15 protein-coding genes and 6 pseudogenes are annotated in these 19,188 nt (G+C 56.9%); 12 read left to right on the forward strand and 9 right to left on the reverse strand.

The window, feature by feature from the left end; genetic code table 11:
• Positions 1–230: 230 nt before the first annotated feature.
• Positions 231–1,058 (reverse strand): hypothetical protein, encoded by an 828-nt coding sequence (locus Har1131_RS22005; protein WP_191907504.1) that lies wholly within the window; start codon positions 1,056–1,058, stop codon positions 231–233.
• Positions 1,059–2,191: 1,133 nt separating this feature from the next.
• Here Har1131_RS22005 and Har1131_RS22820 point away from each other — a divergent pair.
• Positions 2,192–3,210: pseudogene (locus Har1131_RS22820) on the forward strand (hypothetical protein).
• Here Har1131_RS22820 and Har1131_RS19450 read toward each other — a convergent pair.
• Both Har1131_RS19450 and Har1131_RS19455 read right to left on the reverse strand, forming a co-directional pair.
• A complete protein-coding gene (locus Har1131_RS19450) occupies positions 3,211–3,588 on the reverse strand; it encodes a DUF3368 domain-containing protein (protein WP_225308195.1) in 378 nt (125 codons plus the stop codon).
• A 102-nt stretch (positions 3,589–3,690) separates the two neighbouring features.
• Positions 3,691–3,936 carry a UPF0175 family protein gene (locus Har1131_RS19455; RefSeq protein ID WP_050036503.1) on the reverse strand — a complete coding sequence of 82 codons (246 nt, stop codon included), beginning with the start codon at positions 3,934–3,936 and terminating at the stop codon, positions 3,691–3,693.
• 201 nt (positions 3,937–4,137) lie between these two features.
• On the opposite strand from Har1131_RS19455, the gene Har1131_RS19460 reads away from it, so the two are divergent.
• Complete coding sequence (locus tag Har1131_RS19460; RefSeq protein WP_050036504.1) at positions 4,138–4,374, forward strand: hypothetical protein; 237 nt, start codon at positions 4,138–4,140, stop codon at positions 4,372–4,374.
• Between the two features lie 66 nt (positions 4,375–4,440).
• Here Har1131_RS19460 and Har1131_RS22825 read toward each other — a convergent pair whose 3' ends face one another.
• Entirely contained in the window at positions 4,441–4,923 is a 483-nt protein-coding gene (locus Har1131_RS22825; protein ID WP_014030985.1) for a hypothetical protein, read from the reverse strand.
• Positions 4,924–4,978: 55 nt separating this feature from the next.
• On the opposite strand from Har1131_RS22825, the pseudogene Har1131_RS19470 reads away from it, so the two are divergent.
• Positions 4,979–5,883: pseudogene (locus tag Har1131_RS19470) on the forward strand (HAD-IC family P-type ATPase); the annotation flags it as partial.
• Positions 5,884–5,950: 67 nt separating this feature from the next.
• Here the strand turns inward: Har1131_RS19470 and Har1131_RS19475 are convergent.
• Positions 5,951–6,187 (reverse strand): helix-turn-helix transcriptional regulator, encoded by a 237-nt coding sequence (locus Har1131_RS19475; protein WP_023842948.1) that lies wholly within the window; start codon positions 6,185–6,187, stop codon positions 5,951–5,953.
• A gap of 3 nt (positions 6,188–6,190) precedes the next feature.
• Here Har1131_RS19475 and Har1131_RS19480 point away from each other — a divergent pair, with 3 nt between their 5' ends.
• Complete coding sequence (locus Har1131_RS19480; protein ID WP_023842947.1) at positions 6,191–6,712, forward strand: Lrp/AsnC family transcriptional regulator; 522 nt, start codon at positions 6,191–6,193, stop codon at positions 6,710–6,712.
• A 262-nt stretch (positions 6,713–6,974) separates the two neighbouring features.
• Positions 6,975–7,793 carry a TrmB family transcriptional regulator gene (locus Har1131_RS19485; RefSeq protein WP_050036505.1) on the forward strand — a complete coding sequence of 273 codons (819 nt, stop codon included), beginning with the start codon at positions 6,975–6,977 and terminating at the stop codon, positions 7,791–7,793.
• A 906-nt stretch (positions 7,794–8,699) separates the two neighbouring features.
• Here the strand turns inward: Har1131_RS19485 and Har1131_RS22015 are convergent.
• Entirely contained in the window at positions 8,700–9,191 is a 492-nt protein-coding gene (locus Har1131_RS22015) for a hypothetical protein (protein ID WP_191907522.1), read from the reverse strand.
• Between Har1131_RS22015 and Har1131_RS22020 the strand changes: the two genes are divergently transcribed.
• The 3 genes from Har1131_RS22020 (at position 9,176) to Har1131_RS19500 (ending at position 12,331) form a co-directional block, all read left to right on the forward strand.
• On the forward strand, positions 9,176–10,174 hold the full coding sequence (locus tag Har1131_RS22020) for a HEAT repeat domain-containing protein (protein WP_191907523.1): 999 nt from the start codon (positions 9,176–9,178) through the stop codon (positions 10,172–10,174). The genes Har1131_RS22015 and Har1131_RS22020 overlap by 16 nt on opposite strands.
• A 583-nt stretch (positions 10,175–10,757) precedes the next feature.
• Positions 10,758–11,687, forward strand: a complete 930-nt coding sequence (locus Har1131_RS19495) for a CBS domain-containing protein (protein WP_151148280.1) — start codon at positions 10,758–10,760, stop codon at positions 11,685–11,687.
• 176 nt (positions 11,688–11,863) lie between these two features.
• Positions 11,864–12,331: a pyridoxamine 5'-phosphate oxidase family protein gene (locus Har1131_RS19500; RefSeq protein WP_014030979.1), complete on the forward strand. Its 468-nt coding sequence runs from the start codon at positions 11,864–11,866 to the stop codon at positions 12,329–12,331.
• A 155-nt stretch (positions 12,332–12,486) separates the two neighbouring features.
• Here the strand turns inward: Har1131_RS19500 and Har1131_RS19505 are convergent, their stop codons facing one another.
• Complete coding sequence (locus Har1131_RS19505; RefSeq protein WP_151148282.1) at positions 12,487–15,231, reverse strand: HAD-IC family P-type ATPase; 2,745 nt, start codon at positions 15,229–15,231, stop codon at positions 12,487–12,489.
• A 100-nt stretch (positions 15,232–15,331) separates the two neighbouring features.
• On the opposite strand from Har1131_RS19505, the gene Har1131_RS19510 reads away from it, so the two are divergent.
• A complete protein-coding gene (locus tag Har1131_RS19510; RefSeq protein ID WP_151148284.1) occupies positions 15,332–15,625 on the forward strand; it encodes a CPBP family intramembrane glutamic endopeptidase in 294 nt (97 codons plus the stop codon).
• A 336-nt stretch (positions 15,626–15,961) separates the two neighbouring features.
• Here the strand turns inward: Har1131_RS19510 and Har1131_RS22350 are convergent.
• Positions 15,962–16,430: pseudogene (locus Har1131_RS22350) on the reverse strand (hypothetical protein); the annotation flags it as partial.
• A 110-nt stretch (positions 16,431–16,540) separates the two neighbouring features.
• Between Har1131_RS22350 and Har1131_RS22830 the strand changes: the two are divergent.
• Positions 16,541–17,072 (forward strand): annotated as a pseudogene (locus Har1131_RS22830) (hypothetical protein).
• 156 nt (positions 17,073–17,228) lie between these two features.
• Positions 17,229–17,908, forward strand: a pseudogene (locus Har1131_RS19525) (IS6 family transposase).
• 95 nt (positions 17,909–18,003) lie between these two features.
• Here Har1131_RS19525 and Har1131_RS19530 read toward each other — a convergent pair.
• Positions 18,004–18,189: pseudogene (locus Har1131_RS19530) on the reverse strand (hypothetical protein); the annotation flags it as partial.
• Between the two features lie 171 nt (positions 18,190–18,360).
• On the opposite strand from Har1131_RS19530, the gene Har1131_RS19535 reads away from it, so the two are divergent.
• Positions 18,361–19,188 carry a sulfite exporter TauE/SafE family protein gene (locus Har1131_RS19535; RefSeq protein WP_050038214.1) on the forward strand — a complete coding sequence of 276 codons (828 nt, stop codon included), beginning with the start codon at positions 18,361–18,363 and terminating at the stop codon, positions 19,186–19,188.

The raw sequence follows: 19,188 nt of genomic DNA on the forward strand, positions 1-19,188 counted from the left end.
AACTCGTCCTGTCTTGGTCTCGGCTCTTACCGAAGACAGCAAAACACTGGTATCTGTCTCGAGGTTGGTAGATCGGGCTGTGCAAGATGCACAGCGCGTATCTCGCATAGAGGGAGCCCCGAAGTCGAGAGTACTACCTGTCAATGATGAGGCCCCGACAGAGCTCGTCGATCTCAAACCCGTCGCCCAGTATATCGGCGTGGATTGTTTTCAGTGAGAGTACGACACTCTCAGCTATTCAGTTTCTCCCTGAAGGTCTTGCCACTGCCACCAGAAACACGAGTATACTCAGATGCCCCAATCTGCCTCGCTAACACATCATACTCAGTCACTCGCGCCTCATCAACCTCTAAATAAATATCCTCAACCTCTAAAATCCGGCCAGCTGGAACCTCTCCTGTTGCCGAGCCAGAGTCAAGCAGTAAGTCGCCTTCATAAGCTTCGACACGAACGTCCAACTTTACTCTTTGCTCTGTGTTATTCTCTATCCTGACTATCGACTGGATACCGAAATCAGACTGCTGGAAATCAATGTTAGATACAACCACTCCGTCGTCAGACTCTCTAGAGTCCCAGAGACGCCATTCACCCTCAATTCTGCGTAACTCCAGTCGGAACGTCCCTGTTGCAGATTCGTCATCGTATTCTAATTCAAGAGATGTTGTAACCACTGCGCTGTCTTGGTTTTCTTCGACCAACTCGACACTGTTGACTGTAACATCAACTTCTTGGAGTGCTTCGATATCTTCCTCTGTAGCCGGTTCTCTATTCCCATTGTCTGCACGGAACTCGTTCACCCATTCTCTGTCGCCCTCTTCGTAGTATTTTTGCAGATACATTTCGACTGCGGCCACAGGGTCATCAGGGATGTTTACCGCCGTTTCTGTTGGCGTCGGCGTCTCGGTATCGGTCGGGGTCGAGGTCTCCGTTGTGGTCGTGTCGGTCGCAGTTTGAGTTTCAGTGTTTTCGGGTGGTCCTGAGTTAGAGTTGAGCTGGCTGCAGCCTGCGATTCCTACGGAAGCTGTAGAGATGATAGCGAGATACGTGCGCCGGTCCATGGCCGTAGTTGATTCACTGTGTGGATAGGTATTTCGTCTGTATCGACAGTTTAAGTGCGTATGCCACTTGGCAGACAAAAACCCAGTCAGTTGGATTCTATTATTTTGTATGGTTGGTTCAGGAATTATGAGACCCGATTCTTGTGCACAGTGTGTGGAAAGCACTGATCACTACCGCCGAATCCGGCGTTTTGCGAATTCGTCCATTGGGTAGAATCTGGTTGGTTCTGAGCCGTCACTTCCTCCTTTGCCGTCCTCATCATCACCATCGTCGGCTTCACCTGCTAACTGGATTACTGCGACGGTGGCTGTAACGACGGTACTGAGCGTGAACAGTGCTGTTTCGACTACCGGCGGTCTCCTGGGTGGTATGGCCGATCGACTTTTGCCCAGCGTTTTGCTCTGGGAGATTTCCCCCAGATGTCGGTTACGGCCGGGGCCGAATCGCTGTTCCCATCGCTGTCGTCATCGTCGCTATTGTCATCCGGGTTCTGGGTAGAATCTCCCCACGACAGGCTCAAATTTTTAACCACGGTTATCGAGACAGGCGATATGTCGGGTAGTCTGAAGTCGATGTCCATATTCGAGTACAACGGTTTCAGGGCTTGTAAAACCAGTTTGTGCCACACGGCATACTTGGGAGGTGAGTCGGCGTGAGGGGGCAACCGCAGACCGCTCTGCTCGTGATACGACGTTGACTGGATTCGGTGTATCGAGTGTGGTGGCGACGGTGAACAGGTTGAGTGCATCGACGACTTCTGTCACGCGCAGGGCCGTTGTATGCATAACCCCGTGAACAACGTCTGTAGTCTTTGCAGCGGCACTGGCGTGATCACGACGGAACTTCGCGACCGGTGGCTAAACCGTGATGCGTTCGAGGGTGTGGCTGCACCCAACGCTGATTTCTGGAACCGAGGGAAGCTTCACGAGGTGGCTCGCGAGCGGTACGTCAGACGGGAATTGAGCACGCAACGAAACTAGAAATACACGCGAACCCAGTGCTGAATGGAACCTCTACATCTTGCACGGCAACCAGTGACAACATCATCAGGTCGACAGCTGTTTCACTGGATCAGGCAAGACTCTCGCTCTCTGTCGGTTTGTGCTTCCCTCGGGGCCGGGGTTTAAATGCGATGACGACCGCAACCAAGCGTGTGACTGACCGGAATCCTGAGTACGACCCGCGGATATCCCCGGTGCCGCGAGTTCCGATCCTGAAACGAGAGGAAACGGACAGGAACGAGTCCTCGACTCCACTGGATATCCCGACCGTACAGAGGATGATGCTCGCACCTGTCGGACCTGTGGACAGGCCATTCCACGGGATGAACGCCAGTGTCCGTTCTGTGCTCAAACCGGCATCTCAGAGACTTCGTTCGACGATCAGGATAGCAGCCCACTTGGGGAGTGGACGTTCGGGCGGGTAGTACTCGCGCTCGTCGAAGCGAACACTGACTTCCATGCACGAGCGCTCGGCGCTGCGGCCTTCTCCGTTTCCGACAGCATCGCGAGCGGCGAAGACACCTCCCATGGAACCGTGAAGTGTCGAGCAGCCTTCGGAACTGAGCCAGCCGCCACTCTCACGCAAGGCTGGCCCGACCTGCCGACCGAAACCACGGTCGACGCGGAACCCGGACAGGCGCTCTTGGAGACAGCCGACGAACAGACCAACTGGGACGGGGATGAGGACGACGTCCAGCCACGGATCTACCTCGAGGACGGGTCGCCGGTCACCGACCGCTCGGAGTTCCAGCAGCTCACGGATGAGTTCCGGGAGGACGACGGCACGTACTGGCTTGTTCCCGGCGTTGTGAAGCGCCATCAGGCAAGAGCCGAACCGGAGATAATCGGAATCGGGTTCCACTGTCGCCAATGTGGCGCCGTGACGGGACACGAATCTTACGGACTCGATGGCTTCGAGTGCCATCCACACCTTGACCGCATGATCTGGACCTGCAGGGAGTGTGGACAGCACCGACACGAACCCGACCAAGAGGATGACACGGAGGACGTCACGGACTACGAACATCTTCCCGACGGCGTCTCACCGGAGGATATCCACGGCGACGAGCCGGACTTCCAAGAACAAGAGTTTCAGGACCAGATCAGTGCCTATCGCGAGCGGAATGGCTTCTTCCCGTGGGAGCGGTAACTATTCCGTTGCTTCAGAAAGAATTTTTGAGTACAGCTCATCAGAGATCCAGAAGCCAGCGTCACGAAGGGCGTCAAGTTCGTGTTTTAATTCAATGTCTCCAGCATTGGCTCCGCGGAGTAGTATCCCGATGACTCCCGTTACCGTCAGGCTGTGTCTCCGAGCGACCTGTCGACCGTCTTTTTCATCCAAAAGGATGAGGTCAGCATCGTGCTCGATGGCATGACAAATAGCAGCTGTTTCCCCGAGATCCAGCTCGTGGAAGATTTCAGTGAAGAGGTGCGACTGTTCGACCTCGGTGATCGTCAGGAACTCATCGTCACGCAACGAGCGAAGCGCGTCTACACCTGCCTCTCCATCAGTGAGTTCGTCCCACACCTGACGCGGAATGGTGATGCTCGAAAACTGCGATTTGAGAAGGGTGAGTTGGTCGATAAGTGCAAGATTCAGCAGCGGGACGTGTCCGAGACTACAAGCTCGTTATTCGGCATAGTCGAGGTCTTCGGCAAGTTCAGTGTCGGTGTAATGGCGTGGGATTTCGCGGTCTCCGAGTAATGTCTGGAACTCTCGGTGAGACAGTTCTGCCAATGCACGCGCTTTCCCGAACGAAAGGACATCACGCGCGTAAAGCGAGACAGCCAATTCTTGTTTCATTGCCTGCGGCCGCTCTCCCTCAGGAATCTGGAGCGCCTCATACACCTCTTCATCAATTTCGATAGTAGCCATACTCGTCTGTTGGATAACCCGATTATTGAGTGTTTGGCTGCGCTATCCGAATGTGACGTCGTGTAGTCTCACCTGTGTGGTCGAAAACCTCTGTTTTCGTAGATGGGAGTGCAATTTGGTACGATACGATTCGTGTTCGACGTGCATGACCGACCGGTGAACGGCTGAGGTTTTGTGTCTCCCCCGAAGCCGGAGGAGATCATGAGTACCACAGCACCTTCCTTCGAGGAGTATGACTTCGACCGCGGTGACCACGTCAGAACTGACTGGACCGACGGAGACGGCCCACTCGATGCAGTCGTCGGAACCGGTGCAGAAATTTCGTGTTCCGGCGGCAACGTGATCGTCTCTGTCGAGGCTGCCGACGACCAGTATCCCGAGCGCTCGATCTACGGCGGCACACACGATTGCGCTCCCGAGTGGGTCGAATTGCTGTGAGTGACTCCCCCCTCTCGTGAGAGCAATAGCTCCGCTCGCTCGTTGAGAGTGGGGCCTCCACCTCGATTACGGTGGATTACTCGCAGCATTCAGCGGGTCGTAGGAGTCTGCATGATAGGCAACACGCCAGAGTTTGAGAACAGCACGAGTGACGAGTGCTTCGACAGACTGCTTGATGCAGGACTCTTCGATATCGTCTGGATCGGAAGTGGCGTCAGGGGGCGGATGATAGTATTCGAGACCTGGAACGGAGATGTAATCACCGCCATGTGGATGACTGTCCCAGCGGAAATTCACACCGTCAGTGTCCGTATAGTGAAATTTGTAGTCCGCTCGAGTCGTCCACTGAACATCAATTCGGGCGGAGTCAGCACTACGGCGGCCGTCACCGAGTGGGACTTCCAGAACCGTCGGGTTGAGATAGCCGTCTAGCGTTGGCGCTGCGAGCGGCTCTTCTCTCTCGATGATGTCACGAACCGTGAGGAGCGCTGATCGGTCGATCGATCCTCGTAAGGAGTGGAGTTTGTCTGTTCCGTTCCTCTCCACCATCTGCTAGGCGAGAATACTATCGTCAGTTGATCGTGAGTCCCCGTCGACAAACTGTTTGGCATTCGCAATCGAGAGTGATTCCGAACACATGATTGCACGAGCCATCCGCGAGGCAGCTGACGAGCGTGATCTTAGCGCACCTGACGCGACCGACTTCGAGGCGATCAAAGGCGAGGGGTTCGCGCGAGCGTCGAAGGAAACGAGGTGTACGTCGGCGGGCCGAACTTGTTGACTCAACTCGATAGCGATGTCTCCGATCACCTCCAGCGTTTCGCTGATGAGGCCGGCGAGAACGCACAGACAGTGGTGTATCTCGTTCGCGAAGGAGAGTTGATCGCTGCCTTCGCGATGGCCGACGTGATCCGCGAGGAAAGCTACGCTGTCGTCGACGCACTCCACGATCTGGGCATCGAGGTGGCGATGCTGACCGGCGACTCCCAGGACGTCGCCGGAGCGGTCGCCGATGAACTGGGCATCGATACGGTGTTCGCAGAAGTCCTCCCCGAGGACAAGGACGAGAAAGTCCAAGAACTCCAAGACCAGGGCAAGCTTGTGGGGATGGTCGTCGACGGCGTCAACGACGCGTCGGCGCTGACGCGAGCGGACGTCGGCATTGCGATCGGGAGCGGTACCGACGTTGCGGTCCAGTCGGCCGACGTCATCCTCGTCCAGAACAACCCGATGGACGTGGTGCGACTCGTGAAGCTAAGCAAGGCGAGCTACCGGAAGATGCAGGAGAGCATCGTCTGGGCGGCCGGCTACAACGTCTTCGCTATTCCGCTTGCAGCAGGCGTATTGGCACCGATCGGAACTCTGCTGTCCCCCGCTGTAGGTGCGCTTCTGCTGTCTTTGAGTACAGTAATCGTCGCGATCAACGCACAGCTACTCCGCCGCGTGGACCTGTCCATTCCCGAGCTTCCAAGCGGGACACCAGCTACGGAGGCACAGCCCGCGGACTGAGGCCCTTTTGTCTACTACAGGAGGGATTCCTCCGGGATGACCATCGCTTCCGACAGACCGGTGGGTGCTACGCAGGAACCGATTCTTTGCTCTCCAAATACTGGCTTTCCCACTCCTGTCGTGCCTCTATTTCACGCTTACCACGCTGTGTGACTGTGTATACGCTCGTCCGCTTGTCGAGTTCACCCTTCTCGAGCAGTCCTTTGTTGACGAGATCGTCGTGATTCGGATAGAGACGGCCGTGGTTGCTCTCTTGCTCGTGATGGGCCCATGCGGACTTTTCAGTCGCCCCGTCCAAGGACATCGCATGGACGACTCCCCACTCGACGACGTGGACCGGAGCATCTTGCACCAACTTCAGCTCAATGCCCGCCAGACCGATACGGAGATCGGTGAGAGGGTGGATGTGACCTCCACGACGGTCCGAAATCGCCTCGACAAGCTCGAAGGGAAGGGCGTAATCCGGGGCTACCACCCCGAGATCAACTACGAGGAAGCGGGCTACCCCCTCCACGTCATGTTCGTCTGTACAGTCAATCCGAATAAGCTTGACTCGTTGGCCGATCAGATCCTCGATATTCGCGGTGTGGTAACCACCCGCGAGTTGCTTGGGGGCGAACGGAATGTCCACGTCGAGGTCGTCGCCGGCACGGTTAGGGAAATCGAAGAGATCCGCAACGAACTGGCGGACGTGGGCATGACAATCACCAGCTCCGAGATCATCTCCGAGACACAAGTCCAGTCATGGGACCACTTCTATCCACAGTCGGGGCCCGGCGCGCGGCAGGATGACGGCACCGACGACGGGTCGGTCACCGATCAAGGATAACCGGGAGACCGATTGAAATTTTCAAATATCTCCGCGTCTACCGGCACTGAAATCACATTCTAATTTCAAAATATCCACCGATAGCCAGTTTGAGTTGGAATTTCCAAATATGACAACTGTGTGGGTAACCGACTTTATTCGTGTCGGCGTCCTTACTACGGTATGTCCGAATCGACCGAAACGGTGACCAATTCCGTCACTATATTGACAGGTTCTGTCGTTGGTACCTCTCTCAGTCAGTCAAACTTGACAGGACCACCTAATGACAGCTGAACAACTCAAAGCCGAGACGGTAACTCTGCTCCAGGACCTCGGGCTGAAGGAGTACGAGGCGCGGAGTTTCTTGACATTGACCCAACTCTCGACGGGGACGGCCAAGCAAATCAGTGAGGCTTCGGAGGTTCCGCGGACCCGGGTGTACGACGCTGTCCGAGTGCTGGAGTCAAAGGGGCTGGTCGAAGTGCAGCACTCCAGCCCTCAACAGTTTCGCGCGGTCAGCATCGAAGAGGCGACCGCGATCCTGCGTCAACAGTACGACACGCGGATCGACAGCCTCCAGTCACACCTCGAAGCGCTCGACCCCCAGCCGGAGGGCGAGAACAACGACCGAATGCAGGAGGTATGGGCGCTGTCCGGCCACGATGGCATCGAGTCCCGGACACACACGCTGCTTGAGGACGCCAACTCGGAGATCGTCCTGCTGGTCGTCGAGGAGGAACTTCTGACGGAGGCGCTGTACGACCGACTCCACGATGCAGTCGACCGCGGCGTCGACGTGATCATCGGTGGCCAGACGGACGCAATCATTGCCAAACTCGGTACCGAGCTGCCATCCGTGAAGGTGTTCGAAACCGAATTGGACTGGCTCCTGGGTCCCACGAGTAACGACGAGATTGCCATCAGCCGCCTGCTGTTGGTCGACCGCACGACGTTGCTGGTCAGTTCCTTCTACCCGGACGCCGACCCCGACGAATCACACGAACAGGCGGTCTTCGCCAACGGCCTGGAGAACGGTATCGTCGTCCTCCTTCGCCGGATAATCTCCTCGGGTCGGCTCCCCGTGGTGAACCCGGTGAGGTAGCCAGTCAGCGCTGCTCTGGCCAGACTGCGCGAACAGAGTGAGTATTACAGACACTGTACTGAGGGATTGCATTGTCAACGCCTTGGAAAAATCACATGCTGTACTCGCATCCTGTATTCAACACGGCCGGTGAAACCTATCACCGGCAGAGACTTTCAAAAGTCCGTTGCTGAGTAGAAATCATTCCTTCTGAATCCCGTCGAGCAATTTCTGAAACTACAGCATTATCACGGGATTTCTCGGGATGCCTTCTACGCGCTCAAATCGGTACGACACGGCTCATCTGCTATTTGAGGGTGTCATTTCGGCTTGCAGATCGCGGTTTTCGTCCAAAGAGAGAGGCGATATGCTGTGTGCGAAGGCCGCCGGTTCTCTTCGGCTGAGGGGATGTCACAGGGAGAGTGGACTCGCGAACCGATCAGTTTTAGTGTATGAGATGGACGGGTGCGTTTCGGTGTGTCTGTTTCCCCCGCGAGATGGTGGCGGGGCGCATCACATGCCCCCGATTGACAATGGCTTCGGAACAACGCAGCGAAACACGAGCAGCGCATCAAGCGGACAGAACTCCTGACGGTGAGCCGACGATCTCGACCGATCGACCGGGATCACACGCCGGTCGTCACCCTCGTGGAGTGTACTCTCGGCGAGCTCACGCACGAGGCCGTGGGCGCCGTCAACTCGCACAAGACCGAGATAATCACCGAGTACAGACAGTCGCCTTCTTCTCGAATGTCCCGAACCGCTCGTCCTCGTAGGTTTCGGGGTTTTAGGCGTGTGCGGCTTCGACCGACTCGTCATCCATTTCGTTTTGGTACGGTAGCTGTGAATATAATCACACTGGTCGTAGGTGGTATCGGGTCGTCGTGTGGAATCCAGAGATCTATTACCGTGAGTGGCCTGTTTCAATCAAGAAGCATGGGGAACGATTTTCGCGAGACCACTGGAACGACGGAGAGAGTGACGGAATTGGTCGCCGCTTTCGAGGACGGGCGGGCGGGCGATGCCGAATTCGAGGCGTTGCGGGAGTTGCTCGCGACCGAAGACGCCAGGGACCGAGACGTCGCCATGTCTGGCATTCGTTCGGTCGGCATCGTCGACGAGGAACGAACCGAGGCGGCCGTCGACGTGTTGCTGGGGCACTGTTTCGACCAGCCCAGGCGAGTCCGCGAACCCGCCGCCGAGAACCTCTCGGACGTCGGTCGCGAGCAGAACCCGGCAGTGCTCCGCCCCGCCGTCGACACCCTTCGGGAGCGGCTCCACGACGCCCACGAGTCGACCCGGAGAGAGGCACTGTTCGCCCTCAGGGAACTGTGCAAGCACCACGCCGAACTGTTCGTGCCGCTCGTCGACGATCTCCGGGTCCGTCTCGACGACGGCGAGGCGTGGGTCCGGGAACACACACTGGCCGTTCTGGGGAGATCGCCGCAGAGCGACCCGAAGCTATCACCCCGCCGTTCGACGATTTCGAGGCGTGCCTGGACGACGACGTCCCGAAAGTACGGTCCAAAGCGGTCCTGCGGCTCGGCTCTCTCGCGGAAACGCATCCGGATGCGGACCGTCCTTCCATCGATGACTTCCGGGCGTGTCTGGGCGACGACAGCTGGACGGTCCGTTCCAGCGCGGCCAGTGCGCTCGCTTCGCTCGCGGAGACGCGCCCGGATGCGGTTCGACCCGTCATCGACGGCATCCTCGCATTGCTGTCGCCACCCGCTGCGTTCGTCGGACCCGGTCCCAGGGGTGAACAGACATCCATCACACTGGCGCTCGGGCGGCTGGGTGTGACCTTCCCACGCGAGGCACCCCGTATCGCCTCGACACTCCAGAGCATCTTCGACGAAGAAGGTGCTGGAAACACCACGTTCGAACCCATATACGAATCGATCACCCGTGAGCTAGAGACGATTGCACAAGCCCACCCGGAGGCGGTCGTGCCCGCCATCGATGACCTTACCGCCAGCCTCGACGCGTCGAGGATCGAACGCCGTCGTTCTGCGGCCAGGGCACTCACGGCGGTCGGACGGACCCACCCCGACGAGGTTCGCCCCGCCGTCGAGAACTTAGAGGCCCGTCTCGAAGACGAGGATCCGTGGGTGCGTATGGAGGCGACCGAGGCACTGCTGGCGCTGGACGTGGTGGACTCCGAAACGGAATCGGCGGCTGAGGAGATCTGCGCGCTCTTTCTCGCCGCCGCGGACTCCCAGGAGGCGATCGACCGGTTCGTCGCCGCAGAGCCTACCGTGGGGGCGCTGGTGGTCACCGAACTACGATCCCGTGTCGGCGACATGGATTCGGTCGACGAGAAGCCCTCCGTGGCAGCGGCATTCCGGACGATCAGTACCATCGACGACGCCTATCGCTATCTGAGTCCTATCTCGATCTGAGCTTCGGTCTTCGTCACTGCACTGGCTCACTCGGATATCGCATTGCGGGCTGCCGTCTCATGGATGTCGTCCACTTTCCAAGACTTAATCCTCTATTCAGTCAGATTGGTATCTTTATCTTGTATTTGCAACCCTTTAGTTCATAAAATTGATTTTGTATTTCCAAACTCGGGTTTTTATTGTTAATATCTCTCGTTTTCACTCTAACTTATGCACTCTAGTTCCATTACCGATGATGTCGATAAGGCACATTATAACCTCCCAAAGGTCGTCACCACGGGCGACAGATTGGTGCCCTCGTTGGTTTCGAGAAGAACAAATTGAAGCTCTTGGATACCAGAATCCAGCACGAAGAATAACACTGATCAATTAAATCTTTAAACAAAGCACCAGTATTCAATCTGAAGGGCGTTATTTTGTATATAATACATGCGTAATTATAACTATTTGATCTCGGTTAGATACACCTTTTATTCCATCTCTTTACTTTTCTATTCCTTTTAGTAATAACATACGTACAGCTGTTATCGGTTGGTATCTCTTCGTCAGATAACCTCTTGTCACGTCGAACCGACGTGCAACCATGGCGTTCCCAATTCGCGTCAACGACGTGATGAGCAGTCCGGTCGAGACGGCGTCGCCTGAAACAACTGCCAGTACTGCCGCCGGCCGGTGTCACGCGGGCTCAATCGGGTCACTAGTCGTCGTCGAGGACGGAGAGGTCCTCGGCATCGTCACCAGCGACGACTTCGTGCGACTCCTCAGCGAGGAGTCGAGCCCGGAAGAGCGCTCGCTTTCGGAGTTTATGTCAACCCACGTTGTTTCGGTCGATGCGAGCGCCACCCTCGGCGCCGCGGTCGAAACAATGTTTGAGCATGATATCGCCCGGTTGGTCGTCTTCGATGGAGACGAGCTAGTTGGGCTGGTCAGCACTGACGATATCGTCCGTCACGTCCCGCAAATCCTCCAGCGGCGGGTAATCGAAGGCCACGAACAACAGACTGCCAACTACTACCGACATCAGGAGACTGCTTACGAAAAAAACGACTGGGACGTTGAGGGTACGGGACTCGACGACCACCACGTCAACGTCGGTGACAGAGTCGAGTTTTCGAAGACGATCAGCGAACAAGACGTGAGGACCTTCGCTGCCGCCAGTGGCGACACAAACCGGCTTCATCTCGACGAGGAGTACGCCAGCCAGACGCGGTTCGGCCGGCGAATCGTCCACGGGACGCTTGTCGGTGGATTGATCAGTGCTGCGTTGGCTCGTTTCCCCGGTGTAACTATATACATCTCACAGGACCTCTCGTTCCTAAAACCGGCCGACATCGATGTTCGCCTTACCGCAGTCTGTGAGGTTGTCGAGGACCTCGGCAGGAACAAATACCAGCTCACGACGGACGTGCTCAACGAGGACGGCGAACCGATAATTGAGGGCCAGGCCGCCGTCCTGATCGACGAGACGCCGGAGACAGGTCAGGTCACCGTCGAGGTCCTCGCCAGCGGGTGACCGAGCAGTTATAGTAACAATTAAACGATTTACACACTGATCGCACTGCTGCCATGCGATCAAGTGTGCATTGATTTCCAATGGCTACTATAGCAGACGCCTCCATCTGTTGTCTATCGGGAAACTATGAGACAGCACACGGAATTATGTCACTCGATAGCATACTCTGATATGGAATGACTATCGACGAACTCACCGACTTCGGGTTGCACAAGATGACCGACGAGGAGGTAGAGGGGTTTCTCTCTAGCCAGAGTATGGGAACGCTGGGACTCCCAACAGACGTCGAACCCTACCTGATTCCGATGACCTACGGGTATAATGGAGGGGGGCGTCTCTACTTCTACTTCATCGGAGACAACGGAAGTCGGAAAATGGAGTTGGCCAACCAGGCAGAGTCGGCGGCATTCCTCGTGTACAGTGCGGAGACAGCGTTTAACTGGGAGAGCGTCGGACTCATCGGGACGATTCAGAAACTCCCGGAAGACAGACGTGGTGAACTCGACGAGACGACGACGCCAACGTGGCGCCCGGAACTGTTCGAGACCGCGAGTGACTCGCTTGAAACACAGATATACGAGTTCCAGATCGAGGAATGGACCGGCGTTCGACACACTGGTCTCCCGCCGGGATTTTATAACTGAATGCGTCCCCTCCTCGGAATGAATCGGGCTGCTCGGAGATAACGTCCTCCCCGGCGTGAACGCTGGGATGCTGTCGCTTAATTAAGCGAGAATTCACAGGAGAAAGCCCGCTTCGTGGCGGAGAGCGCGACTGAGGGTCTGCCAGATTTCCCGCTCTACGCCTCCTTCTCGCGAGTTTGCGAAGAGGTCTGTGACGCTCTCTCCGAGCGCTTAGGGTACCGCATCTTCCAGCTCAGTTTGTGCAGCTCGATAGCGACGGCGATGGTCAGGGCAATCCCACCGAGAACGAGCCACTGTTCCAGACTGACAGGTGCGGTTCCAAGGACTGCCTGAGCGGGCGGAAAGTACATCGCTCCGAGGTGGATCAAGAACGCAGTAATCGTCCCGGTAAGCAAGATGGGGCTCTGCAACGGTGATAGATGGAACAGAGAGGCCGTCTCGGAGCGGGCATTGCCGATATTGACCATTTGGAACAGGACGACCAGCAGGAGCAGGTGATTGCGGACAGCCGCCTCCGAAAGCCCCTGCTCCAGTAACCAAATGAACGTCCCGAACCCGATCACACCGATCACCATCGCGGCGACGAGTGTCCGTTCGATCATGATTTGATTGAAGATTCGCTCGTCAGGAGAGCGTGGTGGCCGATTCAACACGTCTCCTTCCTTGGGTTCGAATGCCAGGGCGACGTCCTGAATCCCGTTCGTGACGAGGTTCAACCAGAGAATCTGGACGGGCACCAGCGGGAGTGGTAGTCCGGCCGCTAAGCTCAACAGGACGAGTGTAACTTCTCCAGCGCCGGTGGAGATGAGCAGGAAAATGATCTTGCGGATGTTGTCGAACGCGATCCGGCCCTGTTCGATGCCCGCGACTATCGTCGCAAAGTTGTCGTCGCTGATCACGAGTTCGGCCGCATCCCGGGCCACGTCGGTCCCCATCTGTCCCATAGCGATACCGATATTCGCCTGCCGAAGCGCCGGTGCGTCGTTGACACCGTCACCCGTGACGGCGACGTAGTGTCCCATACCCCGGGCAGCTTCGACGATTCTGAGTTTTTGATCGGGCGAGACGCGTGCAAACACCCGCGTCGTTTCTATGATTTCCACAAGCTGTTCTTGGGAGGCGTCCATGAGCTCGGTTCCGGTGGTGACCTCCTCCGGAGACTCGGCCAGTCCGAGGGCACGGGCGATAGCAAGGGCCGTCTCTCGATGATCTCCCGTAATCATTGTGACAGTGATGCCAGCCTGCTGTGCTGACGTAATCGCCTCCTCGACACCGGATCGGAGCGGGTCGATCATCCCGATAAACCCGAGAAACGTCAACCCGGTCGGTTCTGACGGGGGCTGGCCGAGATCCTCGGTAGTCTCCAGCGTTCCTTCGGCGACGGCAAGCACGCGATATCCCTCGTGAGCCATCTCGGTCGCCTGCTGTTGCAGTTCTTGCCGCGAAAAGTCGCCCTCGCTTGCATCCGAACACATCTCCAGAACGCGCTCGGGCGCACCCTTGACGAATACCTGTTCCTGGTCACGGGTTTCATGAAATGTCGCCGCATAGCGCTGTTCGGGTTCGAAAGGGATCTCGTCAATCTGTGGGTTCGCGTCGAGCGCCGCCTCGCGGGACCACCCCAGCTTGTGACCGAACGCGAGAAGCGCGATGTCGGTCGGGTCACCGCGCCACGTCCACTCGTCGTCGCGTCGGGACAGGTGCCCTTCGTTACAGAGCACAGATGCGCGGGCGAGACGAGACAACTCGTTTGCGAGATGAGGCTCCGGAGGGTGCCCGTCTCTGAGGACACTCCCTTCCGGGGCATACCCCTCGCCGGTCACCTCAAACGTCCTTCCATCGGGGAGTTGAGCCTGTTTGACCGTCAATTCGTTTGCAGTCAGCGTTCCCGTCTTATCCGACGCAATCATCGTACAACTTCCCAGTCCTTCCACAGCCACTAGACGACGGACGATGACGCCTACCTTTGCCATTCTCCGGCTGGCGACGCCTAGCGCGACAGTGATTCCCACGGGGAGCCCTTCAGGGATCGCCGACACGGCTAACGCAACGGCGAACAGGAACATTTCGACGGCGTCGTACTGCTGGACGAAGATTCCGAGGAGGGCGGTGATTGCCGCGGCGGCGAGTACGACGAGGCCGACAATGCGGGTAAATCGCTCCATACGCGTCACGAGGGGAGGCTGTCCGCCCTCAACGGCCGTGACGTCCTCGGCCAATCGGCCGACAACCGTATCGGCACCGGTTTCGACGACGACACCGCGCCCCCGCCCACGGTTGACCACCGTTCCCGCGTAGGCCATATTGCGCCGATCTCCGAGTGAGGCCCGGTCGTCGCCTGCCCACTCTTCGTCTTTCAGGACGGGGGCTGATTCGCCGGTGAGTGGCGACTCGTCGATCTCTAGACCATGTGTAGAAACGAGTCGAATGTCCGCAGGAACACGGTACCCAGATTCTAGAAGCACGATATCACCAGGGACGACCTCTTCTCCATCGATGTCGCGTGTCTCACCATCTCGAATGACCGTCGCCCGGGTCCTGATGAGTTGCTGCAGTGCCTGACTGCTGCGTTCTGCACGCCATTCTTGGATACCGCCGACGAGCGCGTTGATCAACAGCACCAGGGCGATGAATCCAGCGTCAGTCTCCTCACCGATGGCAAACGAGACAATTGCCGCGGTGGCGAGAATGTAGATGAGTGGGTTTTTGAACTGACGGAGGAAGATTTGCCACACGGTGACCGGCTTTGTCTTCGGCAGGCGATTTGAGCCGTGTTCAGAGCGCCGGCTTTCAGCGTCCTCGGTTGAGAGACCATCTGAATCGGCGTCAAGGGCGTCGTATATCTGACTTAGCCCCCGTGAATACCAGGATTCGGTGTTCGTCGAAGCGGAGACAACCATTAGTTACGGGGTGTACACCGGGGGACGACTTAGTGGTCAGTGTCGAGTACAGAAGCAGGGTGTCGTTTAACCAGAGGGGCGATTCAGGGCGGGATCCGCGTTGAGAACGATAGGCTGCTACATCTGGTACCACAGGCGATTCGTCACGTTCGTCGCCGTGGGCGTCTACGAGGAGCTCCTATTTCGGGGATATCTCATCACCAACATCACAGAGGAACGTACGTGGTTCGAGCGGGTTCGGGGTACGGCTGCGGTCGGACTTGCCACGCTGTTTACGTCGGTCGTCTTCGGGGTGGCACATGCCGGGAACCCGAACGCAACGCTGGCAAGAAGCGTTCCCCTCGTGGAAAGGAAAGAGGACGACATTATCAAACCGCTCATCAACTTCGAATAGTCCGCTGCCTCGTTTCTGACGTACTCTGAGGAAATACTATCTTTTTCCATAACGAAATAGAGTGAGGGCACCGTCGGGCAAGTATAAGTCTTTCAGGAGTGATAACTCAATAACGATGCCCGATCCGCCGACTATAGTAACAATTGAAACGATGTACACACTGATCGCACTGCCGTCGTGCGATCAGGTGTGCATTGATTTTCAATGGCTACTATAGCATGTTGGTAGTGTTCGGGCTGATAACCGTCCTGTGGTGCTGTTCGTAACCGAGCCGATACCACCGACATCACCGCAATCGGGATCGTGGCTGCACCTGTCACGTTCAGTGGAGATATGAATCTGTTCGTATTCGCAGCGACCAGCGCGTTCGGTCGCGTACCACACGGACACACCTGAGGGTTACTAACCAGTGCAGTTGCTCAAAGCTATCAGCAATCTTCCGGAAAGAGCGGCGGTGATCGTTCCGATAAAGTGCTGCTTGGGAGAGTACGCTCACCGCGAACTACCACTCATTTGGGGCAGTCAGGGTGTGTCGCAACGGTTTCTGTCCCACAAGAGTTGCACTGGTAGCAGTGGCGGTTGTCCTGGGTGACTTCTGGGGGCTCCAGATCAGGGATCACCTTGACGAATCGGTGAGCATCAGCCCCCGACTGTTGCTTACTGGACGATGTATTCGGGTTCTCGTATTTCCAAAGGCGTGTTTCTATTTCTTCTATCCGCTCGTATTTCTGGTTAAATTGGTCTTGTAATTGCCGATATTCTTGTACTTTTGCTTGCTTTCCTTCTCAAATCTTTCGATTTGCAGCTCAAACTGAAGCAACCGAGAGTACAAGCCGATTCGTGAGCGATACAATGGCGCTTTCTCTGTCCTGTGGACACTGCTCGCGAGCAGTCAACACTTGCACGGAGGTCTCAGTGACCGAAATCCAGCCCAAGGCAACGGCTGAGTACTGTCGGTTCTGTGGAGACAGGACAGCCGATATCTCCGGCGAGGCGTACACGTATGTCCGGTTGCCCGACGAAGTGGGGCGAGAAGACGGCGTGTTCTGGTTCACGATTTGCCGGGAGTGTACGCTTCAGGACCGCGACAACGTCGAGCAGGCCGCCTTCGCTCTTCCACGAGGCAGATCGAGACCATCTCGTCACCTGCGATGTCTGCGGGGCTGTTGGCTGCCAGTCTGCCAGTACTCGCCAGCCAGCAGCGGAGACGTATCGGCTCGCGAGCGTTATTTCCTAGTCGGTGAGTATCAACGGCTTCGACGGGGCAACGCACTCTTGTAGTGAGTGCAGTCCTATCATCACGCTCGACTGTGTGAAACGCCCTGACCGGACATACGACGATGAAGTGCCGCGTCTCGTCGAGCCCCCGTTTGACTCAGCTGCGAGGACAGCGGACGATGCTCCGGCAGACAGTACACAGGTTGAGATCGACGGGTGGATTGGGTAGCCGACGGTAGTTCCACGAAATTGGTGGGTCTGCTCCGCTAATGAGCAGTACAGGGGAGCTACGAATCGTTTGATAGAGAAATCCAAATAACACCCCCAAAGGCACTGTCTAGTTGAGCGAGTTTGAGAAACGAGGAGGTCGTAGCGAGAAGTGTCCATGCAACTCGCAGACCTCCTCAGAGAAACGTTAGATGAGGACAGCCAAGACGTTTGGGAGAATGAGCGCACCCCGACACCCGTCCGGCGGTTTGGGGTGCGTCTCCATACTGCGGGGCTGTCGATTAGGGAGACGGTTGCTATCTTAGACCTGCTGGGTGTCGACCGCTCTCACGGAGCAGTCTGGAATTGGGTGCATACACTGTCCGAAGCACAGAGCGACCCGCCGACGGCGGAGCCGTCGCGGGTCGCAGTCGATGAGAAACAAATCGAGATCGACGGGGAAAAAAGTGGGTGTATGCCGCTGTCGACACTGAATCAAAGTTACTTCTCGAAGTTGACGTGTTCAGCCGCTGCGGGACTGACCCCGCGGCGGCGTTCCTGCACCGGCTCACTCAGAAACACGATGTTGCCGAGACAGAGTTTCTCGTCGATGCTGGCGGCTATCTGACTGCCCTCTCGCGTCACGATTTGAGCGGTCGGCTCGACTATCGAATCCGGAACCACTTCGAAAAGTGGTTCCAGACTGTGACCGTGCGAATCGACCGCTTTCACTCCTTCTGGAGGGACAGTCAATCCAGCGCGAAACAGTGGCTACGACGCTTCAGACACCACTACAACCACGAACGACCCAACCAAGAACTCGACGGACGAACGCCAGCTGAGGTCGTCCAGAACTAGACAGTGCCCTTCTGGGTAGTTCGCATCCAGATTGAACAGTTATTCCAGCCAAGATTCCCTTGAATCTCATTTCGTATGCATTGAGACTGCAAGTCTCAACTACTGACAAACTTCCGTGGTTGAGACGGTCCGTTGCGTGACGACTCACCTGCTTGGGCGTCGATATACTCCTCGATGAACTCGCTGGACACGTCGCCCGCAATTGAGGCGAGGTGCGAGCGCGTCCACAGCGACGGCAATCCGAAGTCGAACTCATCACGGAGGTGGCGGGAGGAGTGGCCAAGTTGTCGGCTTCATCCCACGACTGAAGTCGTGGGTTTTCGCCTCACAATCACTGTAATTCCACGTTCTTGGATGTAGTTCTTAACGATCGAAGCCACGGCCTGAACCGAAACCCACTACACACGACGATTGGTACACCCTAATCTATGCTGGCCTTGCCAGCCTTGGATATGATATCAGCAGTTCTAGTACAGCTGAGTGAGATCAGCATCACAAGTGGCTACGGACTGGTCGTGTTTTTCATGATTGGCCTTTTCGGAGGTGCACACTGTCTTGGAATGTGCGGCCCGCTCGTTGCAACCTATGCCGAGCGTATGGAAACCCAGGACCGGTGGGCGAGCGCACTCACACTCTATGAGGTGCGTCAGCACACACTGTTCAACCTCGGCCGGACGGTGAGCTACGCCATCATCGGATGCGTCTTCGGAGCTGCCGGCGCGCTACTGTACGGAACCATCGGGCTCGCTGGATTTCTCCGGCCAGCTCAGGGTGTCGTCGGAATCTGCATTGGCGTAGCAATTATCGTTATGGGACTCACCCGGTTAGCCGGCTACCAACAAGGAGCCGTTGAAGGAGTTGTTGCCGGTACTGGGTTCGGCTCACTATTCGCGCGAACCTACACAGTCATTTCAAGACGGGTCGACCGCTGGGTCAACGGTATCGGCATTATCGGCCTCGGCGCGCTTCATGGGTTGTTGCCGTGTATGCTTCTCTATCCGGCATTCCTGTACGCGTTTGCCCAGGGCTCACCCGTATATGGCCTCCTCTCGCTCGGTGCGCTCGGGGTCGGGACGATCCCCAGTGTGTTTCTCTACGGAACGGTTATCCAATCAGTGAGCACCCGCCAGCGGCAGGTAGTCCATTACGGACTCGGTGTATTGTTCGTTGGGCTCGGATACATACTGGTAGCGATGGGACTTATGCGGTTTGGCGTCATGCTTCCGTTACCAGATATCCCGTACTATCAACCGATCGCCGAATCGGAGGCGGTTGCGTAA

This window comes from Haloarcula sp. CBA1131, from assembly GCF_008728975.1.
Classification (GTDB): Archaea; Halobacteriota; Halobacteria; order Halobacteriales; family Haloarculaceae; genus Haloarcula; species Haloarcula hispanica.